The following is a 16,850-nucleotide window of genomic DNA, read 5'->3' as shown; positions in this document are numbered from 1 at the left end:
TCTCTGTTTTCCATTCAACACGACACAACCATTCAGTGCATGCTCAAAATCGAAATCGAAATCGATCGATTGCCGCCCCCTCACACCCTCGACCACCGGGTATGCGAAACCCAGCCGAACCGTGAAAAAAAGTCCGCGATTCTGGCTCCTTCCGGAGACAACTCCTCCATCCCCGGTTCCTGGTCTTTATACAGCAAAATGACGATGTCGCCTTCTCGTTCCGGACACGCCCAGACGTCAATGCAGTTCACGGCCCCCTCGCCGGAAAGGTACAGTTCCTCCGCGCTTTGTTTCGCTCGCAACCCCTCTTCGCGACTGAGCGGGCAGACGTAGATGACTTCCATTCTTTGCATGGTATCGCCTCGGCGGGGCCGGTCAGCTCATTGCCCGGGAAAACGAAGCGTCGTTTTTGATGATGAATCGCACCGCATCCATGTCCTTTTCCGACGTCGCGAAGGCGTTCAATTCCTTCAACGTGTCGAAACAATGAGCCATTCTGAGATAACGCAGATTGAGAAAGTAGTACTCGCGGGACAAGACGTACGTCCTTTTCCGTGTCAGATAGAGAACGAATTTGACCTTTTCCAGCCTGACGGCGAAAATAACCTCGCCCTGAAAGACCAGATCGTCCCTGCCGGTCCTTTTGACCCTGAACTCCTGCATTTCCACGCCTCCGGGCAATATGTTCGAAGCAGTGTCGGTTTTGACGGATAGGAGTACTTTTCATTTGTCGTGCCAAGTATAAAAAACTTTTAATTTAATATGTTGCGATGATGGTCATTATTTAAAAGTCATATTTGACTAAATAATGCCCGTCAAATATGACTTTACAGCACAACCCGTTAAATATGACACACCAAGATTGACTCAAGATGGACGACAACATTTTTTTTCGGGAAGCGACGCTGCGGATTTGCAGCAGTCTGAATCTGCGGCGGGCCATGGAGCGGACCCTGGAGTTCATTCGGGAGTTTGTTCCGGCGGATGGGCTGTTTATCGGCTTGTTTGATCCGGATCTGAACATCGGGCGGACCATCGTCCGCATTTTTCCCGACCATTGGCCGAAGTCGCCGGAGTCCCTGACCGTGCCGGACGTTTCCCTGGCCTATGTGCGGCAACAGTGGCGATCCGCGCCCACGTTCAACATTATCAACGACTGGAAGGACGCGGAGCCGGCTGTTTTACCCATCCTGAAGATGACCTGGCCGGATAATACTTCGTTGCTGCGCACCGACCTGGACCTCGAAAACAAGCGCATCGGGATGCTCCTCTTGGGGGCCGAGGGCCGCGGCCGCTATACGGAGCGGCACGCCCGATTAATGAACACCCTCAACGAACCCTTTGCCGTAGCCCTGGCCAACGCTTTGCAATATCAGGAAGTGGTCCGGCTCAAGGAAATGCTTGAGGACGACAACCAATATCTGTTCAACGAGCTGCGCGGCATTACTTCCAGCGATACGATCATCGGCGCGGATCTGGGACTCCGAGAGGTGATGCTGTTGGTCCGGCAGGTCGCCCCCTTGGAAAGCCCGGTCCTGCTTCTTGGAGAAACCGGCACGGGCAAGGAACTTCTGGCCAACGCCCTGCACCGGGCTTCTCCTCGGCGGGGCGGGCCCTTTGTGAAGGTCAATTGCGGGGGATTGCCCGAAAGCCTGCTGGACAGCGAGCTGTTCGGGCATGAAAAAGGGGCGTTCACCGGCGCCATTGCCCAGAAGCGGGGCCGGTTTGAGCGCGCCCAAGGAGGCACGATTTTTTTGGATGAGATCGGCGAGCTGACTCCTGGCGCTCAGGTCAAGCTCCTCCGGGTCTTGCAGCAGAAGGAAATCGAACGGGTCGGCGGTACACGGACCATCCCGGTGGACGTCCGGGTCATCAGCGCCACGCACCGCAATCTGGAGCAGATGGTCCGGGATGGAACGTTTCGCGAGGACCTCTGGTTCCGGCTGAACGTCTTCCCGATCATGATCCCGCCCCTGCGGCACCGCCCGCAGGACATTCCCGCCCTGCTGGATCATCTGCTGACCAAAAAGTCCCGGGAGATGAAGATCACCCGTAAGGTCCGCCCGGCCCCGGGGGCCCTGGACCTGCTCAAGCAGCACCCGTGGCCCGGCAACGTGCGGGAGCTGCAGAACCTGGTGGAGCGCTCCCTGATCCAAAGCCAGAGCCAGGGTCAGAACCAGGGTCAGGTCCAAAGTCAGAATCAGGCAGCCTCGCCCGCCTCCGACATCCTGAGCGTGGAGATGCATCCCGGCGGACCAGCCCCGGAGGGCAAACAGCCTTCCACGACGGAAGAGGACGTGCTCCCCTTTGACCATGCCGTGACCAGGCTGATCCGCGCGGCCCTGGAACGCACGGGCGGCAAGGTCATCGGCCCCGGCGGGGCCGCCGAATTGCTGGACCTGAACCCCAGCACCCTGCGGGGCAAAATGCGCAAGCTGGGGATCACCGCGCCCCGAGGCCGGGGGCGGACGTAATTTTCAACCTCCTATTCCTCACCGTTGTCCAACAATTCCTTTTCGTCAACGTCAATGCTGTCGAAGCCGACCACCATGGTGTCCGGGTCCATGCGCACCAGCATCACGCCCTGGGCGTCGCGACCCACGCGGCTGATTCCGGCCACGTTCATCCGAATGATCTTTCCGGCGCTGGTCAGGATCAACAGGTCGTCCTCCGATTGAACCAGGACCGAGCCAACCACGTTGCCGGTCTTGGGCGTCACGCGCATGTTGATCACACCTTTCCCGCCCCGGGACTGGCTGCGATAGTTCTCCAGCAGAGTTCGCTTGCCGTAACCGTTGGCCGAAACGGTCAGCACTTCATGGCGCTGGTCGTCGTCCGTGACCACGCAGGACACCACCTGATCGTCGTGGTTCAGGTCCATGCCCTTGACCCCGGCCGTAGCTCGACCGGTAGAGCGGATATCCGAACAGGAAAACCGAATGGACTTGCCGTGTTTACTGATCAGGACCACCTCGGCAGAGGAGGAAATCTCCCGCACGGTAATCAGTTCGTCTTCCGGATGGAGATTGACCGCCTTCAGGCCGCTTTGCCGGCAGTTCACGTACAACTGAGCCTGGGAGCGCTTCACCACGCCCCTTTTGGTGGCGAACAGAAAATCCTTGTCCGTGGCGAAATCCTTGATGGTCATGGCCGTGGCGATGAACTCGTCCTTGTCCAGGGGCAGCAGGTTGGAGGCGTGAATGCCCCGGGCCGTGCGCGAACCTTCGGGAATGTTATAGGCCTTGATCTGATACATCCGGCCCTTGTTGGTGAACAGCAGGATGAAATTGTGATTCGTGGTGGTGAACATCTGGGCGATGATGTCCTCGGAAACCGTGGAAGCGCCGTAGATGCCGCGGCCCCCGCGCTTCTGCTGCTGATAGATGTCCATGGGTGTGCGCTTGATGTAGCCGCGCTGGGACAGGGTGACCACCACTTCCGTGTCGCCCACCAAATCTTCCATATTGATGCTGCCGGCGTCTTCCTCCACGATCACGGATCGTCGCGGGGTAGCGTATTGTTTCTTGATCTCCACCAACTCTTCACGGATGACCTGGATCAAAACCTCCACGTTTTGCAGGATGCTCTTCAGATATTCGATTCGCTTGATCAGTTCCTGGTATTCGGCCAAAAGTTTGTCCCGTTCCAGGTTGGTCAGGCGCTGTAAGCGCATGTCCAGGATGGCCTGGCTTTGGAGGTCCGTGAAGGCGAAACGGGCTATTAAGTTCTGCTTGGCTTCCGCGGGCGTCTTGGAGGACTTTATCAGTTCGATGACCTCATCGATGTTTTCCAGGGCGATCTTCAGCCCTTCCAAAATGTGCGCCCGCTGTTCGGCCTTGTTCAAATCATACCGGGTCCGGTTCAGGACCACTTCCTTGCGGTGTTCGATGAACAGCTCCAAAACGTCTTTTAACTTCAGAAGTTGGGGCCGGTTGTGGACCACCGCCAGGGTGTTGATGTGATACCAGGATTCCAGAGGCGTGAATTTGTACAGGGAATTGATCACCACTTCCGGGATGGCGTTTTTCTTCAGATCCATGACGATTCGAATCCCATTGCGGTCGGATTCGTCCCGCAGGTCGCTGATCCCCTCCACCTTTTTTTCATGGACGATCTGAGCGATCTTTTCCACGAGATTGGCCTTGTTCAAGGCATACGGAATCTCGGTGATCACGATGGACTCGGCCTGTTTGGAGCGCTCCTCAATATCCACCTTGCCCCGGACCTTGATGGAGCCTTTGCCGGTCTTGTAAGCGTCAATGATCCCGTGCCGACCGTAGATGAACCCGGCTGTGGGAAAATCCGGACCCTTGATATATTCCAGCAGGTCCGCCAACTCGGCTTCAGGCTTGCTCAACAACAGCAGCAGGCCGTCGATCAGCTCGCCGAGATTGTGCGGGGGGATGTTCGTGGCCATGCCCACCGCGATCCCGGACGAACCGTTGAGCAGCAGGTTGGGTACCTTGGTGGGCAGAATTTCCGGCTCCTGCAAGGTGTTGTCGTAGTTGGGCCGGAAGGGAACGGTTTCCTTGTCGATGTCCTGCAAAAACTCCGACGTCAGCCTGGACATGCGCACTTCGGTGTACCGCATGGCCGCCGGAGCGTCTCCGTCCAGGGACCCGAAGTTGCCCTGCCCGTCCACCAGGGGTTCGCGCATGGAAAAATCCTGGGCCATGCGGACCATGGCGTCGTACACCGCGCTGTCGCCGTGGGGGTGATACTTACCGATCACATCGCCGACGATACGGGCCGATTTCTTGTACGCCCGGTTGTAAGTGTTCCCCAGGTCATGCATGGCGAACAGAATTCGCCGGTGCACCGGCTTGAGCCCGTCCCGGACATCGGGGATGGCCCGGCCGATGATCACGCTCAGGGAGTACTCCAGATAGGAGCGCTGCATTTCCTCTTCAATAAATATGTTGTTCTTCACGATGGCTCCGAAAAATGGTCGGCTGGTCATGCGTCAGCCGTTCTAAACGAAAGGCCCGAAAAGGGCCGTATATAAATTAAATATCCAGCTGATCCACGAACAAGGCGTTCTTTTCGATGAAAATCCGGCGCTGCTCCACGTTGTCGCCCATCAGCCGGGAGAAAATCTGGTCCGCCTCCACGGCGTCCTCCACCTTGACCTGGAGCAGGATTCGAGCCTCGGGGTTCATGGTCGTGGACCAGAGCTGCTCGGGATTCATTTCCCCCAGACCTTTGTACCGCTGAATATTGTACATTTTTTGGGTCTCGGCCAGCAGAAAAGCATACAAGTCGAACAGGTCCATCTCCGCGACCTTGTCCTCGCCCCTGAACACCTTGAAAAACAGCGTCCCGTGTTCTTCCACGATTTTACTGATCTGGTCAAAGGATTTCATGTACCCCTTGGACTTGAAGAACTCGCCCTTGAGCTTGACGTAATAGCCGTTTTCATGGGTGAAGCGCATGAAAGCGATGGTTTCAATCTCCGACGTTTCGTGGATCACGTCCGTGAAATAGCCGTGCAGCTTCATGTACTCCTGAAAAGCCTGCAGATTGATGTCCCGCAAATCCTCATCCAAACGCAACCGGTAGGAAACCAGACGGAAAAAAAGCTCCGGAGTCAGACCCAAATTGCGCGCGTCCGAGGCAAAGGCACGGATGCGTTTCACGGCCTTGAGCAGGGACAGCAGCTTGCTGTTTTCAATGCGCAGATCCTCCTCACCATGCAAGACGAATTGGTTGGCGGTCTTTTCCAGAAGAAAAGTGTCCATTTCATCAGCGTCATGGATATATTTCTCGAAACTGGCCTTGTGGATGCGAAACAACGGAGGCTGCCCGATATAAACATGCCCCTGGTCGATCAGGGAGCGGAACTTGCGGAAAAAGAAGGTCAGCAGCAGGGTGCGGATGTGCGAGCCGTCCACGTCCGCGTCGGTCATGATAATCACCTTGTGGTAACGCAAGCGGCTCAAATCCACGTCGTCCTCTCCGGTGCCCACGCCCATGGCCGTGATCAGGGCCTGGATTTCCTTGTTGGACAAAATCTTGTCCATCCGCGTCTTTTCCACGTTCAAAATCTTGCCGCGCAGGGGCAGGATAGCCTGAAACTTTGGATTACGGCCCTGCTTGGCCGAACCGCCGGCGCTGTCGCCCTCGACGATGAACAGTTCGCTCTCCTCGGGGTTCTTGGTCTGGCAGTCAGCCAATTTTCCAGGCAGGGAAAAACCGGCCAGGGGCCCCTTGCGAACCAGTTCCTTGGCCTTGCGCGCAGCCTCCCGGGCCCGGGCCGTGTCCACGATCTTCTCGATGATCGCCTTGGCGTCCTTGGGGTTCTCCTCCAGATAGCGATTCAACGTCTCGTAGACCGAGGAAGAGACGATTCCGGCGACTTCGCTGTTGCCCAGCTTGGTCTTGGTTTGGCCCTCGAACTGGGGATCGGGGTGCTTCAGGCTGATCACCACGGTCAACCCCTCGCGCACGTCGTCTCCGGATATCTTGACCTTGCTTTTTTTGGCCGCGTCCGAGTTCGTTGCGTAATTGTTGATGGCCCTGGTCAGGGCGGACTTGAAGCCCGCCAGGTGCGATCCGCCTTCATGGGTGCAGATGTTGTTCACGAAGGTGTGAACGTTTTCCTTGTAATTGGTATTGTACTGCAGGGCGAATTCCGTGATCACACCGCCGGACTCGCTGGTTCCGGAAATGATCTGACCAATGGTCTGCTCACTGGCGTTGAGGTCCGCGACAAAGGAGACGATGCCCCCTTCGTGCTTGAAGGTGTGGACCTCGTTGTTCAAATCGTCGATGAATTCGATTTCGATCTTGCTGTTCAGGTAGGCCAGTTCATCGAACCGCTTTTTGAGCGTGTTCGGATTGAATTCCACGGTTTCAAAAATATCCTCATCCGGATGAAAGCGGATGATCGTTCCCGTATTCTGGGACGTGCCGATTTCCTTCAGTTGCGTGACCGGGACGCCTCGTTCATAGCGTTGAAAATACTTTTTGCCGTCGCGCTTGATGATAACTTCCAGGGACGAGGACAAGGCGTTGACCACGGACACGCCTACGCCGTGCAGGCCGCCGGAGACCTTGTAGGTGTCCTTGTCGAACTTCCCGCCGGCGTGCAGCACGGTCATGACCACTTCCACGGCCGGCTTCTTCTCCTTGGGATGGATATCCACCGGAATGCCGCGGCCGTCGTCGGTGACCGTGATGCTGTTGTCCAGATGGAGCTGGACCTGAATCTTGGAGCAATACCCGGCCATGGATTCGTCGATGCTGTTATCCACGACTTCATAGACAAGATGGTGCAATCCCTGGGCGCTGGTGCTGCCGATATACATGGACGGACGTTTCCGGACCGCGGAAAGGCCCTCCAGCACCGTTATGTTGCTGGCGGTATATTTTGTTTCATGTTCCATTGCGGAAAAATCCTTCTGTTGCTTTCTTTCCTGGCGAGCAGGTCATGATCGAGTCTGATCGCTACGCTTCCGTGTCCGTATCCGTGTACACCACTTCTTCGGATATCTGCATGGGCATAATCAGCACTTTATAGTCCGGATCATTGATGTCTTCGATAAAACACGGTCCATCCGGGCTGGTGAAGTGAAAATGGATTTGATCCGTTTCGAAGTGAGAGAGAATTTCAATCATATCTCGTGTTGGAAAGGCTATCTTCTTCAAATTCCCCTGAAACACGACATCCAGAAATTCCTTGGCTTCACCCTTTTCCTCGGATTGGACATCCATCTGCACCATGCCTTCGCTAAACTCGAAAAACGTGCACATGCTGTTTTCCGTATTGAAGATCAGAATCCGGTCCAGGGCATCCACCAAACCCCGGCGATCCACGTCCATCCCGCTGGGATCCGGCGCGGCGTGTTTGGCCAGCAACTGGTTATAGTCCGGATATTCATACAAGGAGAGGGGAAGACTGATGTTCTCCTTGTGATCCACGGAACGGCAATAAAACCGATTGTTCTGGATGTTCAGTTCGATTTCCTTCAAGGGAATCATGCGTTTCAGTTCGTGGAGATACTTTTTGCTGATCAAAATGCCTTGTTCCGGCAACAGATTTTGCAGTCCTTCGTGCTCCAGTTTGCACAGGGCCAACTGATGGCCGTTCAGACCGCAAAAATCGACTTTTTGGTCCTTGGCCGCGTATTTCAAAAGCATGCAGTTGAAGGCCTGCAACGTGTCGTCGTCGCTCACGGAATAGGAAACCTTGTCGATGATCGTGGAGAGGGTCTCTCCAGACAGGGAAACGGCGTTTTCCTCGGGAAAGACGGAAAGCGGCTGAAACCAGTAGTTCTCATTGATGGGCAAGACATATTTCCGTTTGTTTTGCTTGACCACCAGGTTGTTGGCTTTCTCATCCACGAGAAATTGCAGCTCTCCAGGATGGAGTTTACGGATCAGATCGTACAGATGGCGTCCGTTGACGCCCACCAGTCCGTCTTCCCTGACTTGTGGAGAGAAGACGCCGAAAAACTCGATGTTCGAATCCGTGGCCATGATCCGCAATTGGTCGTTTTCCACCTTGAGCCACGTTGATCGGAGATACACGGCTCCGGTCTTCACGCTGGTGATCTGGGCGGCCTGTTGCAAGGCTGGGAGAATTTCTTCTCTCTGTATAAGAAATTTCATATAAATACTCCTCTTGTTATGAGCATTGTCACTTTGTTGGTATTCAACGTATATCTTTGATTTGTTTTATTAAAATAATGTCATTTCAAGGGTGCGGAACAGAATCTTCGATGTTCCTTTGGGGGGGTGGTTCATGGGTGGAGGTATATTCTGTTCGTAAAAAACGAAGATATATACCATGGTTTTCCTATCTTTGTCATCATGTTTAAATAATGAGATTTTTTGATTCATATATCAGGCCTGAACCGCGATGATCAAATCGAGTTGCGAACATCGAAAAACCGTCCTTGGCAATCCCGTTGACCAGTGTCTGGATCGCCTTGCCGCAAGGCGCACCCGAAACACCCGCTGGCCCCCCCGCCGCCCCTGGCCCGCCACGGCCAGAAGGTCAACACCGCGTATGCGCGGTTGAACCGGCCTCCGGGAAGATATCGGACGTCAAGCAAAACCATGGCCTGATCCAAAATCGGAGTCCAGGGCGGCAGCGGAGCGCACCCGTGTTCTCGAACCTGGGGAATATGGGCGACCAGCGTTTCCATGATCCGCCTGGTCATTCGTTGATGAAGGGCGAATGCCGCACTGGGCGAAGAATTCCATGCCCGGTCCAGAATATGTTCCAGATCCCGGTCGAACCACGTCAGGAAATATCCTTCTCCGGCGGCGTGAAACAGGTGCTGATGGTGATAGCTGGCAAAATCGGATTCTGAAAGGAGGGGAGACTGGTCGGTCAAACTTTTCTTTCCATTCGTCCTGGCATAGAGTTTGGGATTGCGGTCGCGGGCAAAATCCCGGATAGAAACCCGCGATCAAATCGCATTGGAGCGTACATCATGAGTCGACATCGCTGTACCGGCATGAAGCCGTTTTATGTAATGGAAGTTCTTGAGAAATGTCAAAGCATCGCCTGCCAGGGACACGACGTGATCCACATGCAGATCGGCGAGCCGGACTTCGACACCCCGGAGTGCATCAAGCAGGCCGCCTGTAAGGCCTTGATGGACGGCCACACCCACTATACCCACAGTCAGGGGATCATCGAGCTTCGGGAGGCCATCTGCCGCCATTACCAGGAAACCTACGGCGTTGAGGTCCATCCGGACCAGATCATCGTCACCGCCGGCACTTCGCCGGCCATGTTCCTGGTTTTTTCCGCTTTGTTGGCCATGGGTGAGGAAATCATCGTCTCAGACCCCCACTATGCCTGTTATCTGAACTTTATCCGTTTTGTCGGCGGCGTGCCGGTGTGCGTGCCCACGCTGGAGGAGGACGGGTTCCAGTTCCGGCCCGAGGACGTGCGATCCAGAATCACGCCCAAAACCCGCGGTCTCCTGATCAACTCCCCGTCCAATCCCACCGGGACCCTGCTCTGCGCTGAACGGATGCAAAACCTTGCCCGAATGTGCGCCGAGTCGGAAGGGCATCCCTGGATTCTTTCCGACGAGATCTATCACGGCCTGGTCTATGAGGGCCGGGAGCGCAGCGTCCTTGAGTTTACGGATCGGGCCTTCGTCTTCAACGGATTCTCCAAGGCCTACGCCATGACCGGCTGGCGCTTGGGCTACGTCATCGCGCCCAGGGAATTCATCCCCACCCTGCGCATCCTGCACCAGAACTTCTTTATTTCCGCCAACGCCATGGCCCAATGGGCCGGCATCGCTGCCCTGGAATCCGCCGGGCCGGACGTGGCCCGGATGCGGGCCGTCTATGATCAGCGGCGCAAGTTCCTGGTCCGCCGACTGCGAGAACTGGGCCTGGGCGTCGCCGTGGAACCCACCGGCGCCTTCTATATCCTGGCCAATGCCCGGCACCTGGGAGCGGACTCTCTCAAGCTGGCCTTCGATATCCTGGACAAGGCCAAGATCGGCGTGGCCCCGGGCATCGACTTCGGCGCCAACGCCGAAGGCTTTTTGCGCTTTTCTTACGCCAATTCCCTGGAAAATTTGGAGGAGGGCATGCGTCGGCTGGAGGGGTATATTGAGCAGTATGGCGTGTAATTTTTCAATAATAGCAGTTTTTTAATTTAATATATTGCTGATGAGCGATTCGTCATGTTGCAAACCGAATTTTCATCATCCATTCAGCGGCAACTCAGCCGCCTTCTGGACTGCGTGCCCAGGGTGCATCGGGCCATGGGCCGCGAGGATGTTGATCTGAACTGTCTGCCTGGGTGGTCCGAGTTGGTGGGCAGGCCGGGGCGGATTCTTGTTCATGGGGGCAGGGTATGTCTGGTCTGCGTGCTTTTCGGGCCCAGCGGAGCCGGGAAAAGCACGGTTTTTCGGCTGCTGACCGGCATTCCCGTGCCTGCCGGGGAAACGCGGCGGCCCATGACCTTCAACTGCACCGTGGGCGTTCCGGAACCGTTGCGGGAGGACCTGGACCTGGACGAACTCTTTCCCGGCTACCGGATGCATCCGTTGACCGAGATGGACGTGCTCCGTGACGGGAAGCGACCGGCGACGGACCTTTTTTTTCAGTATTACCCGGATTATCAATCGGTTCACCAACCGGTTCGCCAGTCAGTTCACCAGTCGGAATCGGCCTGGTTGATCCTGGTGGACGTGCCGGATTTCAATACCGTGGAGCGGGGCAATCGGTCCCGGGCCGAGGCCATGCTCGGGCGGGCGGAGACCGTGGTCTTCATGGTTTATCCCGAAGCGTACAAGGACGCCGCGGTCATGGAGCAGTTGCGCATCGCCGCCGGGCGGGCCGGGCATCTGGTCTACGTGATCACCAAGCTGTCGGCTCCCGCCGAGGCTGACGCAGCCCGGGACATCTGGGAGGATGTCTTGAATCATGTCCGACAGGCTCCGGAATTTCAGGATTTGCGAGGGGATGGACGGCGGATCGGCGCGTTTTTGGAACAGGCGGCGGTGTATTATGCGCCGCGCGATGCTTTACCGAAATTGGAGGGTATCCGGCCGTTGGATTCGGATGGTCCGGATTTTTGGTCCCTGATCAAGGGCCAGGACGCCGTGGGGGTGTACTGGTCCAATCTCCTGGAGGTCGTGGATCAGGGGCTGACCGCGGCCCAGGGACTGGCTCGGGAAGCCGTGGCGATCCGGGACGAGCTGCGCGGGCGTCTGAAGACCGCGGATCAGCGAATCGTCGAGGTCAGCGAGCGGATCGCCGGGTCCCAGTTTCCCGCCGGGGAGTTGGTGGAGTTGATCATTGACGTGGTCAAGGAAAGTCGGCCCGGCTGGTTGCGGATCGTCACGTTTCCCATGGCCCAGGCAGCGGGCATGCTGTTTTCCGTACGCAAATTGTTCACACGGTTTCGCAAGACCGAAGGCCGTGCGGTGTTGCGGGATCGCCGACAACTGGAACAGCGGCGCTTGGAAGAAGCCGTGGACGTGCTTTTGGAAGCCTGGCGACGGGATTTTTCCACGGAGGCGGAGTTGTTTTCCGCGCAGAACTGCCGGGAAGCGGCCCGGCAGTTTCAGGAACACGAACCGCCCCCGGTGCGCGACGATTGGAAGGAGGCGCTCCGGGCCGACGTCCGGGACTGGTCACGACAGCATCCCTGGTACGGCTCCCTGGTGGGAACGTTGTCGGAAATGCTGGTATTGCTGGGCGGCGCGGCATTGGTTTTGGATCTGGCTGTGTCCGGTGGAGTCTTTGGCGCTATGGGTCAGCTCGGCGTGGCCGGGGCCGCAGGGGCCGGGAGTCTGGGTGCGGGAACGGTGTTGAAGATGTTCGAGGAACTCAAACTCAAGGATATCTTGGAAAAGGCCGACGCCAAATGGCGGGCCCAGCGTCGGGATGAATTGGAGGCCCATCTGCGCGAGCATCTCGCGGAACCGTTTTTTGCGCAGGGTTGGCAAGAGCGGATTCGCGCCCTGAATGAGGCCGATCCTGAAGCCTGTCTGGCCGCCGCGGAGGCGATTCGGGCGGATTGGCCAAAACACGGCGAACCAGGAGACCATCCATGACCGCGCCACAATTATTTTCCCGGCGGATCGTCGCCAGGATTCAGGAGCTGATCCAGGAAGTCCGGTCATTCGACCGCCTTTCCGCGGCCCAGACCATGGCCCTGCGCCTGGAGCGGGCCGTGACCGTCCTGGATGGCGAAGCAGCCGGTTCTGGTGGTTTCGAAGGATATCTGGACCGTCCGGTGTGCATCGTGCTGCTGGGGGGGACCGGGGTGGGTAAGTCCGAACTGTTCAACGCCCTGCTGGACAAGCCCGGTCTCAGCCCGACCTCGGCCACGATTCGCCCCAAGACCACTCACGCCCATGTCGCGGCGGCCCCGGCGGACAAACAGCATCTCACCTTTCTGGACGAAGCGGATGTGGTGACCATTGATCACCGCTTGTCCGGAACGGTTCTTATCGACGCTCCGGACGTGGACAGCACGGAGTCCGTGCATCTGGAGCGCACCCGTCGGTTGGTGGAACGGGCGGACATCGTGGTCTACGTCGGCAGCCCGGACAAGCGGGCCAATTTCAGGGTCCAGGACGAGGTCCGGCGCTGGGCGGCCCGCAAGCGCTGGTTTTTCGTGCTGAATAAGCTGGACCAGATTCCGGAGCAGGACCGGGAGGCCGTGTGCGCGGATTTTCTGGGCCGGGTGCGGGAACTGGGCTTTGACCTGGACCTGGACGGTTTTTTCGCGGTCAGTGCGGTGGCGGCGCAAAACGGTGCAAATGGGTTGAACGAGCGTCTGGAACGGCTGCGCGCGGCCCTGTTCGCCCACCGGGCCAGGGAGCAGGTCCGGGCTCTGCGCGTGGAGGACGCATTCAACCAGATCCGGCACGCCCTTTCCGGATCAGCGCGCGGAGACCTGGAGACGTTGCATCAAACCCTGTTGACCCATGAGCGGGAATTGGACCAGCGGGTGCGCTCGGTCTTTTTGCGAGCCGTATCCACGCCCCAAAGCCGGGACATGCTGCGCCGGATCATTCGGGAACAGGCCTGGCGGGCCGCTCCGGGCCGCGTGGGCGGCTTCCTGGCCCTGCCGGTGTGGATGCGCGGGCGGCTGGCCTTTTCCGGCCTGGCCTATCACCTGGCCAGGATGTCCGCGGGCGGGCCGTCCCTGACCAGGATGCTCCGGGCCGGGTGGCACGCGGCCAAGGCCGCCTGGCAGGGGATTTTACCCATGCGGACCATCCTGCAAGGGTTTTCCGCTGAAGAGGAACGCCGATTGACCGAGGTCGTCCAGGATGCGCGCAGAACCTTGCAGGACCTCGGACTGGACCGGCTGGACGGCGCGAAACCATCAGTTCCTGAACCACCGGCTTCGTCGCCTGAAGCGGAGCAGGCCCTTTGGACGGCCCGACTGCTGCATCAAAGCCTGAACGTGCTGCGCTCCCAAGGCGTGTTGCCCCGGACGTCGGAACACTTGGAGCAGGACCAGCGCACCCGGGAAATTTTCCAAGAGCGCTTGGAACAAGCCGTGCTTGCCAGTGCCGACCAACTGGCCGTCCAGCGCCTGGGCCTCGCACACACCCTGGCGGGCAATCTCCTGCCGGTGCTGGTCTTCGGCCATGCCGCCCTGCGCCTGGTTCTCGGTTGGCTGGCCGGGGAATGGCTGCCCTTTGATTTTTATCTGACCGCCGTGGCGGTGTTCCTGATCAGCCTTTTTCCGGGATACCTGCTCGTTTCCGTCGCCTTGACCCGCTCCGGCGACCTCCCCCCGCCGGAGCAACTGGTCCAGGCCCTGGACGCCCCGGCGGAAACCGAATCCCTGCGCCGGGTGCGCGAAGGAATCGAAGACCTGTTGAACCAAGTCCGGGATCTGGAGGACGCCCTGCGGGTGAATCTGGAAGTGCTGCAACAGGAATTGGATCCGTCGCGCTTCGGAGCCGTGGTTCATGAAGCCAAAAACGATTAGTAAACTTACCAACTTGTAATATATGATTTTATAAAGATGCAAACATTGATTCTCATCGTGGTTTCGGCCGCCTTGCTCGCCAAGGTGATTTGGGAAGGCTGGTTGATTCTTTTGAACATGCGCGAAGTACGCCGCCGGAGGCATGCGCCGCCAAAGGCCTTGCGCGAGGTGATGGATGAGGCGACGTATCGCAAGTCCGTGGAATACACCCTGGCCAAAAGCCGGTTTGGGCTGTTCGGCGAGGTGTATGGAGCGGTGGTCCTTGTGGCGGTGCTTTTTTCCGGGCTGCTGCCGTGGGCGTACGACCTGTTCGGCGGTGGGTCGTCGGCTTCGGTCTGGCGGGAGGGGTTGTATCTGGTTGCCGTGATGATCCTGCTCTCCCTGCCCGGCCTGCCCCTGGATCACCATGCCCAGTTTCGGCTGGAGGAGCGATTCGGATTCAACAACAGCACGATGCGGTTGTGGATCACGGACAAGATCAAGGGGCTGATCCTGGGCGTGATCATCGCCCTGCCCCTGCTGGCCGGGATATTATTCCTGATCGACTGGATCGGACCTTGGTGGTGGATCTGGGCCTTTGTGGTCTTTTTCGTCTTTCAGTTGGTGATGATGGTGCTCTACCCCATGCTGATCCTGCCCTGGTTCAACACGCTGACCCCGCTTCCGGAGGGCGAACTGCGACAGCGGCTGATGGCCCTGGCGGACCGGACCGGGTTCAAGGCCAAGACCATCCAGGTCATGGACGGCAGCAAGCGGTCCGGCCATTCCAACGCCTTTTTCACCGGGTTCGGGCGGTTCCGGCGGATCGTACTCTTCGACACCTTGATCGAGCAGTTGTCGGAGGAGGAGTTGGAAGCCGTGCTGGCCCATGAAATCGGCCACTACAAACTCGGCCATATTCCGAAAATGCTGGCCCTGTCCGCCGGATTCGGGCTGGTCTCCTTCGCGCTGTTGGCCTGGCTGCTGCAAAGCCCGGCGTTCATCGAAGCGTTCGGGTTTCACCACGCGCAAAGCGGCGCGGGACCGGCTTTTCTGCTCTTCGCCCTGGTGGCCGGGCTGTTCACGTTTTGGCTTTCTCCGCTGATGAACCGGCTTTCCCGCAACCATGAATATCAGGCGGACCGTTTCGCCCGGGAAAAAGGACCGGGCGCCGACCCGATGATCGGGGCCCTGCGCAAACTCAGTGAGAAGAACCTCTCCAACCTGACCCCCCACCCCCTGTACAGCGCATTCCACTATTCCCACCCCACGCTGTTGGAACGCGAGGCGGCCCTGTCCGGTCAGAATCGCGGCAGGTCGGCGTAGAGCCGAAGGTGACGATGGCCCATGTGTTCCATTTGGAACAGTCGGATAAAGCGGTCCTGGGCGGTTTTGGCAAGCTGGTTGCCGAGGCGTGGATTTCTGAGAATGTTCAGGGCCGAGGCGGCCAGGCGGTTCACGTCGCCCAAAGGCGCCAGCAATCCGCTGTGCTCATGGATGATCTGTTCGGGAATGCCGCCGCTGGCAAAGGCCGCGCAGGGCAGGCCGCGGGACATGGCTTCGAGAATGATCAGGGGGTGGTTGTCCGCCAGGCTGGGATAGACCAGTACGTCCGCCGCGTTCATGCAGCGGGAGAGGTGTTCCTGGTCCAGATAGGGCAGCTCGAGAAAGTCACCCGAACGGCGCAGAGCGTCTCCGCCCACGGCCAGAGCCACGGCCCGGGGCTCGCCCTTCTTAATGTGTTTCCAGATCCGGTCCCACAGGTGTCCACCTTTGTACCTGGCCTGCTTGCCGCCATGGGCCACGAAGAGGACGACTTTCCCCGCGACGTCGATGCCCAGTTCCCGCTTCATGGCCGTTTTGACGGCGGCTGATTTGATTGCCAATGGGCCGGGCTTTTCCGGGACGGCGTTTGGGATGGTTTGGATTTGGGCCTGGGGATGGCTTTCCCGGACCATGCGGCTCAGCCAGGCGGAGGGGGAGATCAGGAGCGGACGGAGCGTTGCCAGCAGCCGGAAAACGGCCTGATGGTGGTGGGCGGGAGCGGGCAGGTTTTGGGGGCAGGCCTCCCGGCAACCGGTTTTCCAGAACCCGCACTCCAGGGGATAGGCGCAGCCTCCGGTGAGCAGGCGACAGTCGTGGAGGGTGATTACCAGCCCGTGAGGGTTGGCCGCGAATCCTTCCAGGCACGTGGGCCAGTCGCCTGAGCCGTGAAGGTGGACGACGATTTGGCTGCTTGGAAGGTTGGTTGAATGGCGGACATGCTCGGCAACCGCGGATGGTTGAAGACGCTCTCCGGAGTCGGCGCCGTCCTGGATCTCGAAGGAATGGGAGCTGGTGACCCCTTGCCTGGAAAGCCAGTCCATGAGGTTGAGGGCGACACGGGCCGTGCCGCCCTGGGATTGCAAGGTCGTGTGGTGATGAACGTGCACGG

Annotated in this window: 12 protein-coding genes; 5 read left to right on the top strand and 7 right to left on the bottom strand. The window is 58.4% G+C overall.

Going from position 1 to position 16,850, the window contains the following annotated elements; translation table 11 throughout:
- Positions 1-80: 80 nt before the first annotated feature.
- Both DESLA_RS0113710 and DESLA_RS0113705 read right to left on the bottom strand, forming a co-directional pair.
- Positions 81-353 (bottom strand): hypothetical protein, encoded by a 273-nt coding sequence (locus DESLA_RS0113710; protein ID WP_028572905.1) that lies wholly within the window; start codon positions 351-353, stop codon positions 81-83.
- 22 nt (positions 354-375) lie between these two features.
- Entirely contained in the window at positions 376-663 is a 288-nt protein-coding gene (locus DESLA_RS0113705; protein ID WP_028572904.1) for a hypothetical protein, read from the bottom strand.
- 209 nt (positions 664-872) lie between these two features.
- On the opposite strand from DESLA_RS0113705, the gene DESLA_RS0113700 reads away from it, so the two are divergent.
- Positions 873-2,474 (top strand): sigma 54-interacting transcriptional regulator, encoded by a 1,602-nt coding sequence (locus tag DESLA_RS0113700; RefSeq protein WP_028572903.1) that lies wholly within the window; start codon positions 873-875, stop codon positions 2,472-2,474.
- Positions 2,475-2,485: 11 nt separating this feature from the next.
- On the opposite strand, the gene gyrA is transcribed toward DESLA_RS0113700, so the two are convergent.
- The 4 genes from gyrA to DESLA_RS0113680 all read right to left on the bottom strand — a co-directional run bounded on the left by gyrA (position 2,486) and on the right by DESLA_RS0113680 (position 9,341).
- Positions 2,486-4,930, bottom strand: a complete 2,445-nt coding sequence (gene gyrA / locus DESLA_RS0113695) for a DNA gyrase subunit A (protein WP_035263228.1) — start codon at positions 4,928-4,930, stop codon at positions 2,486-2,488.
- Between the two features lie 76 nt (positions 4,931-5,006).
- Positions 5,007-7,385, bottom strand: coding sequence for a DNA topoisomerase (ATP-hydrolyzing) subunit B (gene gyrB, locus DESLA_RS0113690; protein WP_028572901.1), 2,379 nt, complete (start codon positions 7,383-7,385; stop codon positions 5,007-5,009).
- 61 nt (positions 7,386-7,446) lie between these two features.
- Positions 7,447-8,610 (bottom strand): DNA polymerase III subunit beta, encoded by a 1,164-nt coding sequence (dnaN, locus tag DESLA_RS0113685; protein ID WP_035261848.1) that lies wholly within the window; start codon positions 8,608-8,610, stop codon positions 7,447-7,449.
- Positions 8,611-8,864: 254 nt separating this feature from the next.
- Positions 8,865-9,341, bottom strand: coding sequence for a hypothetical protein (locus DESLA_RS0113680; protein WP_028572899.1), 477 nt, complete (start codon positions 9,339-9,341; stop codon positions 8,865-8,867).
- Between the two features lie 99 nt (positions 9,342-9,440).
- On the opposite strand from DESLA_RS0113680, the gene DESLA_RS0113675 reads away from it, so the two are divergent.
- From DESLA_RS0113675 to DESLA_RS0113660, 4 genes are read left to right on the top strand one after another with little or no spacing between them, the layout of a single operon-like run.
- Positions 9,441-10,604 carry a pyridoxal phosphate-dependent aminotransferase gene (locus DESLA_RS0113675; protein WP_028572898.1) on the top strand — a complete coding sequence of 388 codons (1,164 nt, stop codon included), beginning with the start codon at positions 9,441-9,443 and terminating at the stop codon, positions 10,602-10,604.
- 54 nt (positions 10,605-10,658) lie between these two features.
- The gene (locus DESLA_RS0113670) at positions 10,659-12,539 is read left to right on the top strand and encodes a hypothetical protein (protein WP_028572897.1); all 1,881 of its coding nucleotides are present in this window, start codon (positions 10,659-10,661) and stop codon (positions 12,537-12,539) included.
- Positions 12,536-14,437, top strand: coding sequence for a GTPase domain-containing protein (locus DESLA_RS0113665; RefSeq protein ID WP_028572896.1), 1,902 nt, complete (start codon positions 12,536-12,538; stop codon positions 14,435-14,437). The genes DESLA_RS0113670 and DESLA_RS0113665 overlap by 4 nt, the downstream gene beginning before the upstream one ends.
- A 36-nt stretch (positions 14,438-14,473) precedes the next feature.
- Positions 14,474-15,742, top strand: a complete 1,269-nt coding sequence (locus DESLA_RS0113660) for a M48 family metallopeptidase (RefSeq protein ID WP_028572895.1) — start codon at positions 14,474-14,476, stop codon at positions 15,740-15,742.
- On the opposite strand, the gene DESLA_RS0113655 is transcribed toward DESLA_RS0113660, so the two are convergent.
- A complete protein-coding gene (locus DESLA_RS0113655) occupies positions 15,718-16,848 on the bottom strand; it encodes a glycosyltransferase (RefSeq protein ID WP_028572894.1) in 1,131 nt (376 codons plus the stop codon). The genes DESLA_RS0113660 and DESLA_RS0113655 overlap by 25 nt on opposite strands.
- Positions 16,849-16,850 lie beyond the last annotated feature (2 nt).

This window comes from Desulfonatronum lacustre DSM 10312, from assembly GCF_000519265.1.
Classification (GTDB): Bacteria; Desulfobacterota; Desulfovibrionia; order Desulfovibrionales; family Desulfonatronaceae; genus Desulfonatronum; species Desulfonatronum lacustre.
This window is presented reverse-complemented; position numbering and strand designations above follow the sequence as displayed.

What these genes read in the sequence shown, in the direction of transcription:
- DESLA_RS0113710 (WP_028572905.1), bottom strand. Translation starts at nt 353, where the DNA reads ATGCAAAGAATGGAAGTCATCTACGTCTGCCCGCTCAGTCGCGAAGAG.
- DESLA_RS0113705 (WP_028572904.1), bottom strand. Translation starts at nt 663, where the DNA reads ATGCAGGAGTTCAGGGTCAAAAGGACCGGCAGGGACGATCTGGTCTTT.
- DESLA_RS0113700 (WP_028572903.1), top strand. Translation starts at nt 873, where the DNA reads ATGGACGACAACATTTTTTTTCGGGAAGCGACGCTGCGGATTTGCAGC.
- gyrB (WP_028572901.1), bottom strand. Translation starts at nt 7,385, where the DNA reads ATGGAACATGAAACAAAATATACCGCCAGCAACATAACGGTGCTGGAG.
- dnaN (WP_035261848.1), bottom strand. Translation starts at nt 8,610, where the DNA reads ATGAAATTTCTTATACAGAGAGAAGAAATTCTCCCAGCCTTGCAACAG.
- DESLA_RS0113675 (WP_028572898.1), top strand. Translation starts at nt 9,441, where the DNA reads ATGAGTCGACATCGCTGTACCGGCATGAAGCCGTTTTATGTAATGGAA.
- DESLA_RS0113670 (WP_028572897.1), top strand. Translation starts at nt 10,659, where the DNA reads ATGTTGCAAACCGAATTTTCATCATCCATTCAGCGGCAACTCAGCCGC.
- DESLA_RS0113665 (WP_028572896.1), top strand. Translation starts at nt 12,536, where the DNA reads ATGACCGCGCCACAATTATTTTCCCGGCGGATCGTCGCCAGGATTCAG.
- DESLA_RS0113660 (WP_028572895.1), top strand. Translation starts at nt 14,474, where the DNA reads ATGCAAACATTGATTCTCATCGTGGTTTCGGCCGCCTTGCTCGCCAAG.